The organism is Rhizobium sp. P1_E1 (assembly GCF_056406015.1).
This window is the reverse complement of sequence record NZ_JBFUAY010000005.1, coordinates 93,799-109,190: the sequence shown is the minus strand read 5'-3', so window position 1 is coordinate 109,190 and position 15,392 is coordinate 93,799. Positions and strand designations below refer to the sequence as shown.

At 62.5% G+C, this 15,392-nt stretch carries 13 protein-coding genes; 2 read left to right on the top strand and 11 right to left on the bottom strand.

What is annotated here, in order from left to right; all coding sequences use genetic code 11:
* From AC1D1Z_RS04180 to aqpZ, 8 genes are all read right to left on the bottom strand, one after another.
* On the bottom strand, positions 1 to 1,040 hold a 1,040-nt coding region (locus AC1D1Z_RS04180; RefSeq protein ID WP_477849595.1), incomplete at its 3' end, for a DNA repair protein RecN.
* Positions 1,041 to 1,045: 5 nt separating this feature from the next.
* On the bottom strand, positions 1,046 to 1,915 hold the full coding sequence (locus AC1D1Z_RS04175) for an outer membrane protein assembly factor BamD (RefSeq protein WP_018242851.1): 870 nt from the start codon (positions 1,913 to 1,915) through the stop codon (positions 1,046 to 1,048).
* A gap of 257 nt (positions 1,916 to 2,172) precedes the next feature.
* A complete protein-coding gene (gene lpxC / locus AC1D1Z_RS04170; RefSeq protein WP_018446543.1) occupies positions 2,173 to 3,129 on the bottom strand; it encodes a UDP-3-O-acyl-N-acetylglucosamine deacetylase in 957 nt (318 codons plus the stop codon).
* Between the two features lie 261 nt (positions 3,130 to 3,390).
* Complete coding sequence (gene ftsZ / locus AC1D1Z_RS04165) at positions 3,391 to 5,109, bottom strand: cell division protein FtsZ (RefSeq protein WP_105006763.1); 1,719 nt, start codon at positions 5,107 to 5,109, stop codon at positions 3,391 to 3,393.
* 55 nt (positions 5,110 to 5,164) lie between these two features.
* Positions 5,165 to 6,496 (bottom strand): cell division protein FtsA, encoded by a 1,332-nt coding sequence (gene ftsA, locus AC1D1Z_RS04160; protein WP_003561012.1) that lies wholly within the window; start codon positions 6,494 to 6,496, stop codon positions 5,165 to 5,167.
* Positions 6,493 to 7,425, bottom strand: a complete 933-nt coding sequence (locus AC1D1Z_RS04155; protein ID WP_130652766.1) for a cell division protein FtsQ/DivIB — start codon at positions 7,423 to 7,425, stop codon at positions 6,493 to 6,495. Before AC1D1Z_RS04155 ends, ftsA begins: the two co-directional genes overlap by 4 nt.
* Entirely contained in the window at positions 7,413 to 8,339 is a 927-nt protein-coding gene (locus AC1D1Z_RS04150) for a D-alanine--D-alanine ligase (protein ID WP_018242855.1), read from the bottom strand. Before AC1D1Z_RS04150 ends, AC1D1Z_RS04155 begins: the two co-directional genes overlap by 13 nt.
* A gap of 273 nt (positions 8,340 to 8,612) precedes the next feature.
* Positions 8,613 to 9,323: an aquaporin Z gene (gene aqpZ, locus AC1D1Z_RS04145; RefSeq protein ID WP_281032805.1), complete on the bottom strand. Its 711-nt coding sequence runs from the start codon at positions 9,321 to 9,323 to the stop codon at positions 8,613 to 8,615.
* Positions 9,324 to 9,518: 195 nt separating this feature from the next.
* Here aqpZ and AC1D1Z_RS04140 point away from each other — a divergent pair, with 195 nt between their 5' ends.
* Positions 9,519 to 10,832: an MFS transporter gene (locus AC1D1Z_RS04140; RefSeq protein ID WP_130652767.1), complete on the top strand. Its 1,314-nt coding sequence runs from the start codon at positions 9,519 to 9,521 to the stop codon at positions 10,830 to 10,832.
* A 114-nt stretch (positions 10,833 to 10,946) separates the two neighbouring features.
* Entirely contained in the window at positions 10,947 to 11,876 is a 930-nt protein-coding gene (locus AC1D1Z_RS04135) for a UDP-glucose 4-epimerase family protein (RefSeq protein ID WP_130652768.1), read from the top strand.
* 3 nt (positions 11,877 to 11,879) lie between these two features.
* Here the strand turns inward: AC1D1Z_RS04135 and murB are convergent, their stop codons facing one another.
* The 3 genes from murB to murG are packed head-to-tail and all read right to left on the bottom strand — an operon-like array spanning position 11,880 to position 15,387.
* A complete protein-coding gene (murB, locus tag AC1D1Z_RS04130; protein ID WP_018242859.1) occupies positions 11,880 to 12,854 on the bottom strand; it encodes a UDP-N-acetylmuramate dehydrogenase in 975 nt (324 codons plus the stop codon).
* The gene (gene murC / locus AC1D1Z_RS04125) at positions 12,851 to 14,266 is read right to left on the bottom strand and encodes a UDP-N-acetylmuramate--L-alanine ligase (RefSeq protein WP_018446549.1); all 1,416 of its coding nucleotides are present in this window, start codon (positions 14,264 to 14,266) and stop codon (positions 12,851 to 12,853) included. The genes murB and murC overlap by 4 nt, the downstream gene beginning before the upstream one ends.
* Positions 14,263 to 15,387, bottom strand: a complete 1,125-nt coding sequence (murG, locus tag AC1D1Z_RS04120; protein ID WP_477849589.1) for an undecaprenyldiphospho-muramoylpentapeptide beta-N-acetylglucosaminyltransferase — start codon at positions 15,385 to 15,387, stop codon at positions 14,263 to 14,265. The genes murC and murG overlap by 4 nt, the downstream gene beginning before the upstream one ends.
* Positions 15,388 to 15,392: the final 5 nt, after the last annotated feature.

Here is a 15,392-nt window from a genome sequence, read left to right as displayed (position 1 = left end):
GCTTCGAGCCGCGCAAGCCGCTCCTCGCCCGCGTCGAGATCGGCAAGATCGGCGATCATGCGCACGGCAAGCGCCGGCAGTTCGGTGACGGGAACGGAATATTTGCGCGAGGCGGCCCTGAGCGCGAAAAGCCGCTCCTCCACCCGCTCCAGCTCTCTCGGATCGTATTCGGTCTTGCGGAGTGCCGCCTCGACTTCCATCTGCGCGTTGGAAAGCTGATCGAGCGCGGCATCGAGCAGCGTCACGGTGTCTTCGAGCAGTCCCGGCGCCTCATGGCTCTTACGCTCCAGCCGGCGCACCAGCGAGGCGATATGGGGCACCGGCGAGGCATTGCCGTTCAGGAATTCGGACGCCTCGGCGATATCGCCGGCGATTCGCTCGGCCTTCATCATCTTCTGCCGGCGATCGGCGAGCTCTTCCTCCTCGCCATCCTGCGGCGAGAGCTTCTCGAGTTCCTCGACCGACGAGCGCAGGTAGTCGGCTTCGCGCGCCGCGCTTTCCACCTTCTCCCGGTGCTTCTTCAGCGTCCGCTCGCTGTCGCGCCACAGCCGATAGAGCCTGGAGACCTCTGAAACCTCGTCGGTGAGGCCGGCGAAGGCATCGAGCAGGGTGCGGTGGGCATTGGTGTCGACAAGGGCGCGATCGTCGTGCTGTCCATGGATTTCGACCAGCATCTGCCCGGCCTGGCGCATCAGCTGCACGCTGACCGGCTGGTCGTTGACATAGGCTTTGGTGCGCCCGTCCGCCGATTGCTGGCGGCGGAAAATCAGGTCGCCCTCGTCGTCGATGCCATTTTCACGCAGGAGTATGCGGGCGCCGTGTTCCATGCCGACGTCGAACACCGCCGTCACCTGGCCCTTATCCTCGCCGTGGCGCACCAGGTCGCCGTCGCCGCGCCCACCGAGCGCCAACGACAGGCTGTCGAGCAGGATGGATTTGCCCGCCCCGGTCTCGCCCGTCAGCACGGAGAGGCCGGTCTCGAAGGCAAGATCCAGCCGCTCGATCAGGACGATATCGCGGATCGAAAGCTGGATCAGCATTGGCCTCAGGAACCGAGAAGAAGTTTCTTGCCCGCTGCTGCGATCCACGAGCCCTTGTTTTCACGCGGCTCGGCACCGCCGCTCTGCAGCAGCTTGTAGGAATCAGCATACCACTGGCTGTCGGGGTAATTGTGACCGAGAACGGCAGCGGCTGTCTGCGCCTCGTCGACGATGCCCATGGAATAATAAGCTTCGACGAGACGCGCTAAGGCCTCTTCGATCTGGTTCGTATTCGGATATTTCTCGACGACGATGCGGAAGCGCGAGATCGCGGCGAGATATTCCTTCCGCTCCATGTAGTAGCGGCCGATCTGCATTTCCTTGCCGGCGAGCTGGTCGCGCGCGAAGCGAATCTTGGCCTGTGCATCGTCGACATATTCGGAGTTCGGATAATTGTCGATGACGGCCTGCATCGCCTCGATCGTCTTGGCCGAGGCGCGCTGGTCCTGCGTCACGTCGACGATCTGCTTGGAATAGGTGAGACCGATGAGATACTGCACATAGGCAGCATCCTGGGACTTCGGATATTGCGACATGTAGCGGTTGCCCGATGCAAGCGCGTCGTCCAAACGGCCTTGGCGGTATTTGACGAAGGTGCTCATCACAAGCGCTTTGCGCGCCCATTCGGAGAACGGGTTCTCGCGGTCGATCGCGTCGAACTTGCGCGCCGCTTCCGCCATGTTGCCGGCCTTCATATTGGCAAGACCCTGGGTGTAGAGCACGTCAGGCGGATCGGTTTCGAGACCGAGCTTGGTGATGTCGATGTCGGGATCCGACTGGCAACCGGAGATCGAGGCGCCTGCGCTGAGCACCAGAAGCGATGCGAACAAAGCGCGCGCTGTCTTCATCATACCTTCAGATCCTGCATAACCCATTCGAAAGAACCCCACTGCTGCCGCTCTCTCCACGGCAGCCACGCCTCGCTGGCGTTTCTAGCCACAAATGTGCATCAAGAGCAACGCAATGATAAGGCATTAACGCATTTTTGTGGCAGCAGCCGCAGAATGATCGGCTTTTCAACTTCTTCCCGACCTGTGGCGGCCAAGCATCGGTTTATTGCCGCAGATATGGCCGGACATAAAAAAACCGCCTCCGGGAAAGAGGCGGCCTGGTCTTGAGAATATGCTGGAGGTCATGCCGACCAGGGAGCGAATTCCGAAGCGCTGACTGCAATCAGTTCGCGGGCAGCGACACGCTGGCGCGGCGTCGACGTCTCCACAACCTCGTAGGCGGAAGGATCGGCGAGCAGCGCCTTCAGCGCATTGGCATTCATCTTGTGACCGCCGCGATAGGAACGGTAGCAACCGATGAACTGGACACCGGCAAGCGACAGATCGCCGACGGCATCGAGCGTCTTGTGGCGGACGAATTCATCCTTGGCGTAACGCAGCCCTTCGACGTTGATGACGGTGTTGTCGTCCGAGATGACGACGGAATTTTCAAGCGAGGAGCCGAGCGCATGGCCCGACGCCCAGAGGCGCTCGACATCGCGCATGAACCCGAAGGTGCGGGCGCGGGAAAGCTCGGCCTTGAAGACGGCGGCGGTCATGTCACCGGCCCACTTCTGCCGGCCGATCAGCGGGCAGTCGAAATCGATCTCGACTTCGAAGCGCGTACCGTCATAGGGGCGGAATTCGCTCCAGGAGCCGCCATGCTCGATCCGCACCGGCTTGGTGATACGGATATAGCGGCGCTTGACGCCGAGCGAGACGAGACCGACCTGCTCGATCGCCTCAACGAAGGGCAGCGAGCTGCCATCCATGATCGGCATTTCGGAGCCCTGCACTTCGATCACCACATTGTCGAGGCCGAGCGCATAGACGGCGGCCATGACATGCTCGATCGTCGCGACCGAATGGGCGGGAGAGAAGCCGAGGACTGTGCAGAGGTCGGTATTGCCGACCTGCGAGGAGACGGCCTTCAGTTCGGTGATGTCGCCATTGTCATGCAGGCGCTGGAAAATGACGCCGGTGTCCGATTCGGCCGGGTTCAGGGTGATCGAGACGTTAGCGCCCGAATGCACCCCGATGCCCGAAAGCGTCACCGGACGCGATACCGTCGTTTGAAAACCCAGCAAGCCAATTGCCATAAATTCTGCCTTTATTCTTCCGTACCGGCGGTCTGTCCGATCGGCACGGTCATCGTTCATTCTGCACAAGGAGCCTGTCGAAAGGTCTCCTAGTGCAGTTTCCTTGCACCATACTTACGTGCGCCGGCGCTCCAATCCAAATCACTGTTTCTTTCGCTTTGTTACGAAGTCACGCAATTGAAATTGCTCGCGAATCACGGGCTGAAAAACAGCAATGCCCGGGACCTTGATCCCGGGCATGAACGGTGCCGAAGCACGCACTCAATTCGACTGGCGACGCAGGAATGCCGGGATTTCCAGCTGGTCGTCTTCCTGCATCATCCGGGCCTGCGGAACTGCCCGGCCCTGGTCGTCGAGATTGCCGCGACGCGGTGCGTAGAGGCTTGCCTCAGGCGACAGCGGACGGCGTTGCTGCGAAGCGGCCGGCGGTGCGGCGGTCATATCGGCGGCAACGGCGTCGTCGTCGCGGCGGCCAAGCGAATTGGTGATTCGCTTGAGCAGGCCCATCGGACCGCGCTCCTCCGCCGCATGCGCGGAAGCCGGCTGCGTGCGGTGGTCGAGTTCGGCCTGGACGACCGGCGGGAAATCCTCGACCTTCGGCATGCGCACCGGTTCGGGCGCCTGGCGGATGGTCGGCTCCTGCCGGACCGGCTGCTGCTGAACCGGCTGGCTTATGACAGGCTGGCTCATGACGGGCGCCGGAGCCTGCTGCTGCACCGGGGCCGGACGCATTGCCGGAGCTTCCGGTGCAGGCGCGAAGATCTTGCTCTGCGGACGGAAGGTTTCCTGCTGTACTACGGGCTGCTGCAGCGGTGCGGCAGCACGCGGGGCCGGAATTTCGAGCTCGCGTTCCATCTCGGCTTCGCGGATGGTCTGCGCGATCGGATCCATGGCCTTCGGTGCCTGCATCACGGGGGCAGGCTGAACTGCGGCCGCTGCCGGAGCAACAGCCGCGGAGGGACGGATAGCGGGCCTTGCTGCCGGCTGGAGGTTCCGCTCGGCGGCTTCGTTCATCGCCCGGTCGATGCCGGTTGCGACGACCGAGACACGGATGATGCCTTCGAGCGATTCGTCGAAGGTGGCGCCGAGGATGATGTTGGCGTCAGGATCGACTTCCTCGCGGATGCGGGTCGCGGCTTCGTCGACTTCGAAGAGGGTGAGGTCGCGACCGCCGGTGATGGAGATCAGCAGGCCTTGGGCGCCCTTCATCGAGGTTTCGTCGAGCAGCGGGTTGGCAATCGCAGCCTCTGCTGCCTGCAGCGCTCGGCCGGAGCCGGAGGCTTCGCCGGTGCCCATCATCGCGCGGCCCATTTCGCGCATCACCGAGCGGACGTCGGCGAAGTCGAGGTTGATCAGGCCTTCCTTAACCATCAGGTCGGTGATGCAGGCAACGCCCGAATAGAGAACCTGGTCGGCCATGGCGAAGGCATCAGCGAAGGTCGTCTTGTCGTTGGCAATGCGGAAGAGGTTCTGGTTCGGAATGACGATCAGCGTATCGACAGACTTCTGCAGTTCCTGGATGCCCATCTCGGCCAGACGCATGCGGCGCCCGCCTTCGAAATGGAAMGGCTTGGTGACGACGCCGACCGTCAGGATGCCCTTGTTGCGGGCCGCCTGCGCGACAACGGGCGCAGCGCCCGTGCCGGTGCCGCCGCCCATGCCGGCGGTGACGAAGCACATATGCGTGCCGTTCAGGTGATCGACGATCTCGTCGATGCACTCCTCGGCGGCCGCGCGGCCGACTTCCGGCTGCGAGCCGGCACCGAGGCCTTCGGTGACGTTGACGCCGAGCTGGATGATGCGCTCAGCCTTCGTCATCGTCAGCGCCTGCGCATCCGTGTTGGCGACGACGAAGTCGACGCCCTGGAGGCCGGCGGTGATCATGTTGTTGACGGCATTGCCGCCACCGCCGCCAACGCCGAACACGGTGATGCGCGGCTTCAGCTCTGTGATGTCAGGCTTTTGCAGCTTGATGGTCATGGTACCTGTTCCTTCTCTCTCTGGCCGCATCGCCACGCCGGCCAATTACTCAATTTCAGAAACTTTCCTTCAGCCACTGGCCCATGCGGGCTATGCGGCTGTTATTTCCTCCAAGCGACATGAGCAGACCGCTCTGTGACGCATGTGTCTCCATGTCCGCGACCTGCGGATAAATCATCAGGCCGACGGCCGTCGAAAAGGCCGGACCCTTGGCAGCCGTCGGCAGCCCCGAGACGCCCATCGGACGGCCGATGCGGACGTTGCGGGCAAGGATGCGCCGCGCCACGTCGGCAAGGCCGGTCAACTGGCTCGCCCCGCCGGTCAGCACGACACGCTTGCCGACGATCGGGCTGAAGCCTGAGCGCTGGATACGGTCGCGGATCAGTTCCATCGTCTCCTCGATTCGCGCCGATACGATGCGCGAAACCAGTGCCCGCGGCACCTGCGACGGCTGGTCGCGATCGTCCTCGCCGATCGGCGGGATCGAGATCAGCTCGCGCTCGTCGGAGGAATTCGAAAGCGCCGAGGCATGCACGACCTTCAGCCGCTCCGCATCCTCGATGCGGGTCGAAAGGCCGCGCGCCAGATCGGTGGTGACGTGATGGCCGCCGAGGCCGACGGCGTCCGTATGAACGAGCTTGCCTTCGGCAAAGACCGAGATCGTCGTCGTGCCGCCGCCCATGTCGATCGCCGCGCAGCCGAGTTCGACCTCGTCGTCGACGAGAGCTGCAAGACCCGATGCATAGGGCGTGGCGACGATGCCCTCGACCGACAGATGCGCACGATTGACGCTGAGTTCGAGGTTCTTCAGCGCCGAGCGCTCCGCCGTCACCACATGCATGTCGACGCCGAGCGCATCGCCATACATCGCCAGCGGATCGCGGATGCCGCGCTCGCCGTCGAGCGAGAAGCCGGTCGCCAGCGAATGCAGCACCGAACGGTCCTGGCGCAGCGACTGCTGGCAAGCGGCCGACAGCACCTTCTTCAGATCGTTGAGCTCTACTTCCTGGCCGCCGAGATCGATCGTCGCGGTGTAGATGTCGCTGCCGAGCCGGCCAGCCGTCAGGTTGACGATCAGGCTCTCGACGGTCAGTCCCGCCATGCGCTCCGCCGCGTCGACTGCAAGGCGGATGACGCCTTCCAGCGCGTCGAGATCGGCAATCACGCCGGTCTTGATGCCGCGGGAACGCTGGTGGCCGATGCCGATGATCTCGATATTGTGCGTGCGACCCGGCAGGATCTGGCTTTCCTCGCGCGGCGTCAGCCGGCCGATCATGCAGACGACCTTGGTCGAGCCGATGTCGAGCACCGAAACGACATGTGACCGCTTCGACGAAAGCGGCTTCAGGCGCGGCAATCCGAAATGGGATGAACCGAACAAGCTCATATATTTTGCCCCGCCTTCTTCAATTCTTTCATACGCTCCGTCACTGCCGTCTGCCTGCGGACCGCCGCCTCCGGCGTCAGCTGGATGGCGGTTCTGTCGGACAGTCGGAGATCGACTGCGGCAATGTCCCGCTCCAGGAGTTGGTGCTCCTTGTCGAACTTCGAAAGCGTCGCCAGTGCCTGGTCGATGCCATCTTCCGGCAGCTTGACGACGACGCCATTGTCCATGTGCAGGTCCCAGCGACGGCCTGATATCCAGACATAGGCCTTCACGCGGGCCTTCACGTCGGGCCACTTCGAGAAGGCGTCGTCGAGCGAAGCCGCCGCCGTTTCGGCATCGCGGCCGACGACGAGCGGCAGCGCCGAAAACTTGTTGTCGCGCAGCGGTGCAATGACGCTGCCGTTCTTCTCGATCAGGGAAAGCTCCTGCCCGTGCTGCCAGATCGCATAGGCCTGGCGCTCCTTGAGCTTCACCTCGATCGTTTTCGGATAGATCTTGCGGACCTCGACACTTTCGACCCAGGGAAGATGCGCGATCTTCCGGCGGGCGGCATCGACGTCGAGGGCCACCAGCGAGGTCGTGCCGTCAAGGCCGATCAGCTGCAGGATCTCGATTTCGGAGGTCTCCGAATTGCCGGAGACCTTGACGTCCTCGATCGCAAAACCCGCCGCCGTCGTCGTCGCCTGCGCGACAGCTTCGGTGTGGCCGCCAAGCGACATACCGTAAAACCCCGTCGCAGCCAGGAAGGCGAGCGCCGAGACCGTACCCGTATGAACAGGAATATGGATACGGCCGCTGCAGAGGCTGATCAGGAAGCGCGTGACGCGGCGCAGTGGACGCGGCAGCACGAACCGCTCTTCGGCTTCCATGATCGGAAGCACGGCATGATGGCTGGGGCGCCCAATCCTCTTGACTGTCAACGCAAACAAGACGCGTCCTCCACCATCCACCGGAGAAACTGACCAAACGAATAGCCGGCATGACCGGCCATTTCGGGCACGAGCGAGGTTGGGGTCATACCTGGCTGGGTATTGACCTCCAGCCAGATGATTTCGCCGTCTTCGGAGAAACGATCGTCGTAACGAAAGTCGGACCGACTGACGCCGCGACAACCGATTGCCTGATGCGCCCTTAGGGACAATGTTTGTATTTTTTGGTAAATATTCGGTGAAATTTTCGCGGGGATGACGTGTTTTGAACCGCCCGCCGCATACTTGGAGTCGTAATCATAAAAATTGTGTCCCTGTGGCACCACTTCCGTGACGCCGAGCGGCGTTTCGCCCATGACACCGCAGGTGAGCTCGCGACCGTAAACATAGCGCTCGACGATCACCTCCTCGCCGTAACGCCACTCGGGCGAGCTGACGATCTGTGGCGGATGCGCCTGATCTTCCGTGACGATGACGACGCCGAAGCTCGACCCCTCGCGGACGGGCTTCACCACATAGGGCGGCTTCATCGGATGCGTCGAGGGAAAGGCGAAACGGTTGACCACCTGCGATTCGGCGACCGGAATGCCGGCGGCGGCAGCGACACGCTTCGCCTTGGCCTTGTCCATCGCCAGCGCCGAGGCAAGCACGCCCGAATGCGTATAGGGGATTTCGAGATATTCGAGGATGCCCTGAATGGTGCCGTCCTCGCCGAACGGGCCGTGAAGCGCATTGAAGACGACATCGGGCTTCAGCGCGGCAAGTTTCTCGGAAACGTCGCGCGCCACGTCGATGCGCGTCACGTCGAAGCCTTCCGCCTCGAGGGCTTCTGCGCAAGCCTTTCCCGAGGAAAGGCTGACGGGCCTTTCCGAGGAAAATCCGCCCATCAGGACAGCGACATGCTTGCGACTCATCAACACCCCCAAAAATAACTTTCATTTTCGAAATCGACGCTTGCGCGAAGCTGTCTGCGCCGTTTCAGGCCTTTGTCCGACCTGGGTGCATTAGAGCATCATTATGGTTAATGAAGTGTTTACTTTCGTTAACTCCATATTGCCGCGCCCATGATTTTTTAACCTTCGCGCCTTCGGGAGTGTCGGAGCGAAGGTGCCCATCGTTCCGTGGAAACAGAAAAGCCCGCGCGGAAAAACCGCGCGGGCTCAATGGGATAGTTCGATGTCCTGTAGTCAGTCGGCGTCGTCGAGGAATTTCCAGACGAGCCCGCCAAGCGCCCCACCCGCAAGCGGCGCAATCCAGAACAGCCAGAGCTGCTGCAGCGCCCAGCCGCCGACGAAAAGCGCCTGGCCGGTGGAACGCGCCGGATTGACCGAGGTGTTCGTCACGGGGATAGAAACGAGATGGATCAGCGTCAGTCCGAGGCCGATCGCAAGCGGCGCGAAGCCGGCAGGCACCCGGCTGCTGGTCGATCCCAGGATGATGATCAGGAAGAACATGGTCAGCAGCACTTCGATCAGCAGCGCCGAAAGCAGTGAATAACCGCCCGGGGAATGATCGCCATATCCGTTGGCGGCAAAGCCGCCGAGTTCGAAACCCGCCTTGCCGCTGGCGATGAGATAAAGCAGCGCCGCCGCGGCGATGGCGCCGACAACCTGCGCGACGACATAGGGAACGAGGCGCGCCGCGGGAAACCGTCCGGCAACAGTTAGGCCGAGGGAGACGGCGGGATTGAAATGACCGCCTGAGATGCCGCCCACGGCATAGGCCATGGTGAGCACGGTCAGACCGAACGCAAAGGCCACGCCGACAAAACCGATCCCAAGCTCGGGATAGGCCGCGGCCAGCACGGCGCTGCCGCATCCGCCGAAGACCAGCCAGAACGTGCCGAGAAACTCGGCAACTAGACTCTTTTGCATGCGCGCCTCCTTAACCTCAACCAAGAGTTTAAGTGAATCCGTTACAATTCGATTCCGGTCAAGCGCGCGGACATTGCCGCGGCAAGCTTCACGCAAGGATCGAGAAGCGGGTGGAGATGCGGTACCTGCGGCGCAAGGAGACGTTTTCTCAGGCCTGAAATTGCGTTAAGACCCGCCGGCCTCCCAAGGCGATTCATAAAAATACTGATTGGATTGAAAATGACAGACGCGATCTCCGCATCGCCGACTCCTGCCTCGAACAGCGCGCAAGTCAATTCCCCGGCTCGCGTCCTCGTCGCCAGCCTTGTCGGCACCACCATCGAATTCTTCGACTTCTACGTCTATGCGACGGCAGCCGTCCTCGTCTTCCCGCATCTCTTCTTCCCGGCAAGCGATTCGAACGCCGCAACGCTGCAGTCGCTCGTCACTTTCTCGATCGCCTTCTTCGCCCGCCCCATCGGCGCCGTCGTGTTCGGTCATTTCGGCGATCGCATCGGCCGTAAGGCGACGCTCGTCGCCGCGCTGATGACGATGGGGCTTTCGACCGTCTTGATCGGCATGCTGCCAGGCTATGATGCGATCGGCATCGCCGCGCCGCTATTGCTGGCGCTTTGCCGCTTCGGTCAGGGCCTCGGCCTCGGCGGCGAATGGGGCGGCGCCGTCCTGCTTGCCACCGAAAACGCTCCTCCCGGCAAGCGCAGCTGGTACGCCATGTTCCCGCAGCTCGGCGCGCCGATCGGCTTCATCCTTTCCTCCGGCTTCTTCCTCATCCTGGCGGAAACGATGAGCAACGAGGATTTCCTCGACTATGGATGGCGCATTCCCTTCATCGCCAGCCTCGCCCTCGTCGCCGTCGGCCTCTATGTCCGCCTGAAGATTGCTGAGACGCCGGAATTCCGCAAAGCCGTCGAAAAGCACGAGCGCGTCGCCGTGCCGATCGAGGTGGTCTTCCGCGGTCATCTGCGCAGCCTGATCCTCGGCACCTTCATTGCCGTCGCGACCTTCGTGCTGTTCTACCTCATGACGGTCTTCACGCTCTCCTGGGGCACGACACCCTTGGAAAGGGGTGGGCTCGGTTATACGAGAGAACAGTTTCTGGTCGTCCAGCTTGTCGGCGTCGTCTTCTTCGGCCTGACGATCCCGCTCTCCGGCTGGCTCTCCGATCTCTATTCGCGCCGCACCATCCTGACGCTGACGACGATTGCCATCGCGATCTTCGGCTTCTTCTACGCGACGCTGTTGACCAGCGGTCTCACAGGCGCCTTCCTGTGCTCGATCATCGGCCTCGCCTTGATGGGCTTCACCTACGGTCCGATCGGCGCTGCCCTTGCCGCGCCCTTCCCGACCATGGTGCGCTACACCGGCGCCTCTATGACCTTCAATCTGGGTGGCATCTTCGGCGCCTCGCTCGCTCCTTATATCGCCACCTGGCTCGCCACCCATTACAGCCTCGACTATGTCGGCTACTACCTCGCCGCCTCGGCGGTGATCTCGCTGGTCTGCATCCGGCTGTCGGGCCGCGAGGAAGTCTGAACCTCGAGTAGCAAGTCAACAACAAGCCGCGACGGCCACCGTCGCGGCTTTTTTATTGATGCCGTGAGCACTTCCGGTTAACCGGAACACTCACGGCAAAACGGGGAACAGATCATGCGAAGCCTCATTACCGGCGCAGCCGGCTTTGTCGGTGGGCCTCTCGTCGAAAGACTGCATAGAGAACGGATATGCGAGCTTGCGGTGACGACGCGATCTGCAGCCGCCAGCTTCCCGACATCTGTGCGGCATTTCCCCATCGAGATAACAAGCGAAACCGATTGGGCAGCAGTTCTCGAGGGTGTTGATGTCATTGTCCATCTCGCCGCTCGTGTACACATCATGAACGACCGCGCAGCCGATCCGCTTGCGGAGTTTCGGCGGATTAACACCGCCGCGACGTTGAACCTCGCCGAGCAGGCCGCCCGCGCGGGCGTAAAAAGGTTCGTCTTCATCAGCAGCATCAAGGTCAACGGTGAGGAGAACGATCGGCCCTTCCGGCACGACGATACGCCAATGCCGATCGATCCCTATGGCATCTCGAAGCTGGAAACTGAAATCGGGCTGCATGAAATCGCCGCCCGAACAGGCGTGGAGGTCGTCGTCATTCGCCCGCCGCTCGTCTATGGACCCGGCGCGAGGGGCAATTTCGCCCTGCTCGTCGGACTTGTCCGGAAGAAGATACCGCTCCCCTTCGCGTCGCTGAAGAACCGCCGAACACTGGTCGCGCTTCCAAATCTCATCGATCTGATCATCACCGGGATGAAGCATCCCGAGGCAGCCGGCGAGACCTTTCTCGCAGGCGATGGAGAAGATCTTTCGACTCCAGGGCTTATTGAAGGGATTGCCGCAGGGCTGGGTGTCAAACCGATGCTGCTCCCCTTTCCCCCCGCCTTGTTGCAGATGGGCGCGAGAGTCACGGGAAAGGACGCCGTCTACCAACGTCTTTGTGGCTCCCTCCAGGTCGACATATCCCGTGCCCGCGACGTGCTTGGCTGGTCGCCCCTGGTCACGCCGCGCGAAGGCCTGAAGCTTGCGGTGAAGTAACCGTTACTCGCTCGTCACACCCTGAAACGGGTGCACCTCACGGCCGGGCATGAAGACGCCGAGACGTTTGATTTCCCATTCGAGCTTGATGCCGTCTTTTTCGAAGACCTCGCGGCGCACCTGTTCGCCGAGATATTCGAGGTCGTAGCCGGTCGCCTGCCCCATGTTGATCATGAAATTGCAGTGCAGCGACGACATCTGCGCTCCGCCGATGACGAGGCCGCGGCAGCCTGCCTCGTCGATCAGTTTCCAGGCCGAATGGCCGGCGGGGTTCTTGAAGGTCGACCCGCCGGTCTTTTCACGCACCGGCTGCACCGTCTCGCGATGATTGCGCACGGCGTCCATCTCGGCGCGGATCTGCGCGCGCTCTTCCGGATAGCCCTCGAACAGCACGGAGGTGAAGATCAGATCTGTCGATGCGGTCGAATGCCGGTAGGAATAGCCCATCTCGGCATTGGAAAGCACATGCTTGTCGCCCTTGCGGTCGACCGCATGGACTTCGATCAGCCGCTCGCGCGTCTCCACGCCATTGGCCCCGGCATTCATGCGCGCCGCGCCACCGATGCCACCGGGAATGCCGTAGAAGAAATGGAAGCCGCCGATGCCGTTGTCCATCGCCATCGCCGCCACATGTTTGTCAGGGCAGATGGCGCCGGCCAGGATGCGGTTTTCGCCGGCGAGCTCGACGAAGCCGAACCCCTTGGCCGACAGGCGCAGCACGACGCCGGGAATGCCGCCATCGCGCACCAGGATGTTGGAGCCGACGCCGACCACCGTCAGCGGCACCTCTTCCGGCAATATCTTCAGGAAGGCGATGAGATCGTCGATGTCATGCGGCTGGAACATCAGCTCAGCCAGGCCGCCGGCCCTGAACCAGGTGACGCGGTCCATCGGGGCATCCGGCGTGATACGGCCGCGGATATCCTTTACACCCTCTCCGAGAGACGCGAGAAGCTTTTCCCCATTCACCTGTTTCATACGGACTTTCCCGATAGGCCTTCCAGTTGCTTGGGCAGCGCCGCTGCCCAGGATGTGATGCTCCCAGCCCCCAACAGAACCACGAAATCGCCAGGCTTTGCAACCTCCGCGACCATCTGCGGCAAAAGCTCCGCCGAGGTGAGAAAGCGGGCGTCGCGATGGCCGCCGGATTTTATGCGCGAAACCAGCGACACGGAATCGATACCCTCGATCGGATCCTCCCCCGCTGCATAGACAGGTGCCAGGAAGATGCTGTCGGCATCGTTGAAGCAGGCGGCGAATTCCTCGAACAGGCTCGCAAGACGACTATAGCGGTGCGGCTGGTGGACCGCGATGATGCGCCCCTTGCAGGATTCGCGGGCAGCGCGCAGCACAGCCTTGATCTCGACGGGATGGTGACCGTAATCGTCGAAGATCTGCACCCCGTTCCATTCGCCGGTCAGCGTGAAGCGCCGCTTGACGCCGCCGAAGGAAGCAAGCCCCTTGGCGATATCGGCGCTCGATATGCCGAGCCGGTTGGCAACGGCAATCGCCGCCGTCGCGTTGGAGATATTATGCCGTCCGGGCATCGGCATGACCAGCCCCTTGAGCTCGATCACCTGGCCGGTGCGGCGGCGGCGGATTTCGACGTCGAAGATCGAGCGCGTGCCGTCGATGCGGACATTCTTGAAGCGCACGTCGGCCTGCGGGTTCTCGCCATAGGTGATGATCTTGCGGTCCTCGATGCGGCCGACCAGCGACTGCACCTCGGGATGGTCGAGGCACATGACGCCGAAGCCGTAAAACGGCACGTTCTCGACGAACTGCCGGAAGGCGGCGCGCACGGCGTCGAAATTGCCGTAATGGTCGAGATGTTCCGGGTCGATATTGGTGATGACGGCGACATCGGCCGGAAGCTTGAGGAAGGTGCCGTCGGATTCGTCGGCCTCGACCACCATCCACTCGCCCTCGCCCATGCGGGCGTTGGTGCCGTAGGCATTGATGATGCCGCCATTGATGACGGTCGGGTCGAGCCCACCGGCTTCGAGCAGTGTGGCGACCAGCGAGGTGGTCGTCGTCTTGCCATGCGTGCCGCCGATGGCGATCGCATTGCGGAAGCGCATCAACTCGGCCAGCATTTCGGCACGGCGCACCACCGGCAGCAGCTTTTCGCGCGCGGCGATGAGCTCCGGATTGCTCTTCTTGATCGCCGTCGAGACGACCACGACTTCGGCCTCGCCCAGGTTTTCGGCTCGGTGACCGACGAATACCTCGATGCCCTTGTCGCGCAGGCGCTGGACATTGGCACTGTCGGCCTGGTCCGATCCCTGCACCTTGTGGCCGAGATTGTGCAGCACCTCGGCAATACCGCTCATGCCGATGCCGCCAATGCCGATGAAATGGACGAGACCGATCGTCTTCGGCAGTTTCATGCGCGTGTCCTCTTGAATTCCGCAATTGTCCGTCCGGCGGCAATAGCCTCAACCATGTCGGCAAGCAAGTTTGCTGCGTCGGGTTTCCCGGCGAGTTTCGCTGCCGCCGCCATGTGCGAAAGCTTTTCCKGATCGTTCATGACAGCCGTCAGGATCGCCGCGATCTTCTCCGGCGAAAGCTCTGACTGGGCAATCACCTTCGCCCCGCCGGTCGCAGCGAGTGCCGCCGCATTCGCCGCCTGGTCGTGATCGAGAGCGTGCGGGTAAGGCACGAGCACGGCAGGCCGCCCGATGACGGAGATTTCCGAAACCGTCGAGGCGCCCGAACGGCAGATGACGAGATGCGCCCTCGCCAGCCTCTCGGCCATGTCGGTAAAGAAGGGTGCGATATCGGCCCCCATCTCCAGCTTGGCGACGCAGCCGCTGACCATCTCCATGTCCTCGGGACGCACCTGCTGGGTGATGCGCAGGCGCACGCGAAGCGCGTCGTCGAGCAGGCTGATCGCCGTCGGCAGCGCCTTGGAAAAATATTGCGCGCCCTGGCTGCCACCGAAGACGACGAGGTTGAAGGCCTCACCCGGATGCGACGGCGTATAAGGCACCTCGGCCGCGGCAATGATCGCCGGGCGGACCGGATTACCCGTCGTCACCGTCTTGTCTGGAAAGGCGGCACCGCCCTCCGGCAGGAACCCGCCGGCGATGGCCTGCACACGGGTTGCTAAGGCCTTGTTGGCGCGGCCCATCACGGCGTTCTGCTCGTGGATCATCGAGGGCACGCCGAGCCGGGTAGCGGCAAGCAGCGGCGGCACGGTGGGATAACCGCCGAAACCGACGACGATGACCGGCTGCAGCCGCTGGATCAGTTTCTTTGCGGCCCGCATGCCGCTCCAGAGCGTCCACAGCGAGCGGGCCACGGCAACCGGATTCTTCGAGCCGATCGTCGCCGACGGCACCACATGGATCTCCTCGGCCGGGAACTTTCCGGCATAACGCTCGGCTCGGCTGTCCGTGACGAGATGCACCGAATAGCCGCGCTCCTTCAGCTTGAAGGCCAGCGCCTCCGCCGGAAACACATGGCCGCCGGTTCCCCCGGCGGCAAGCAGCACGATGCCTTTGCTCATGGTCT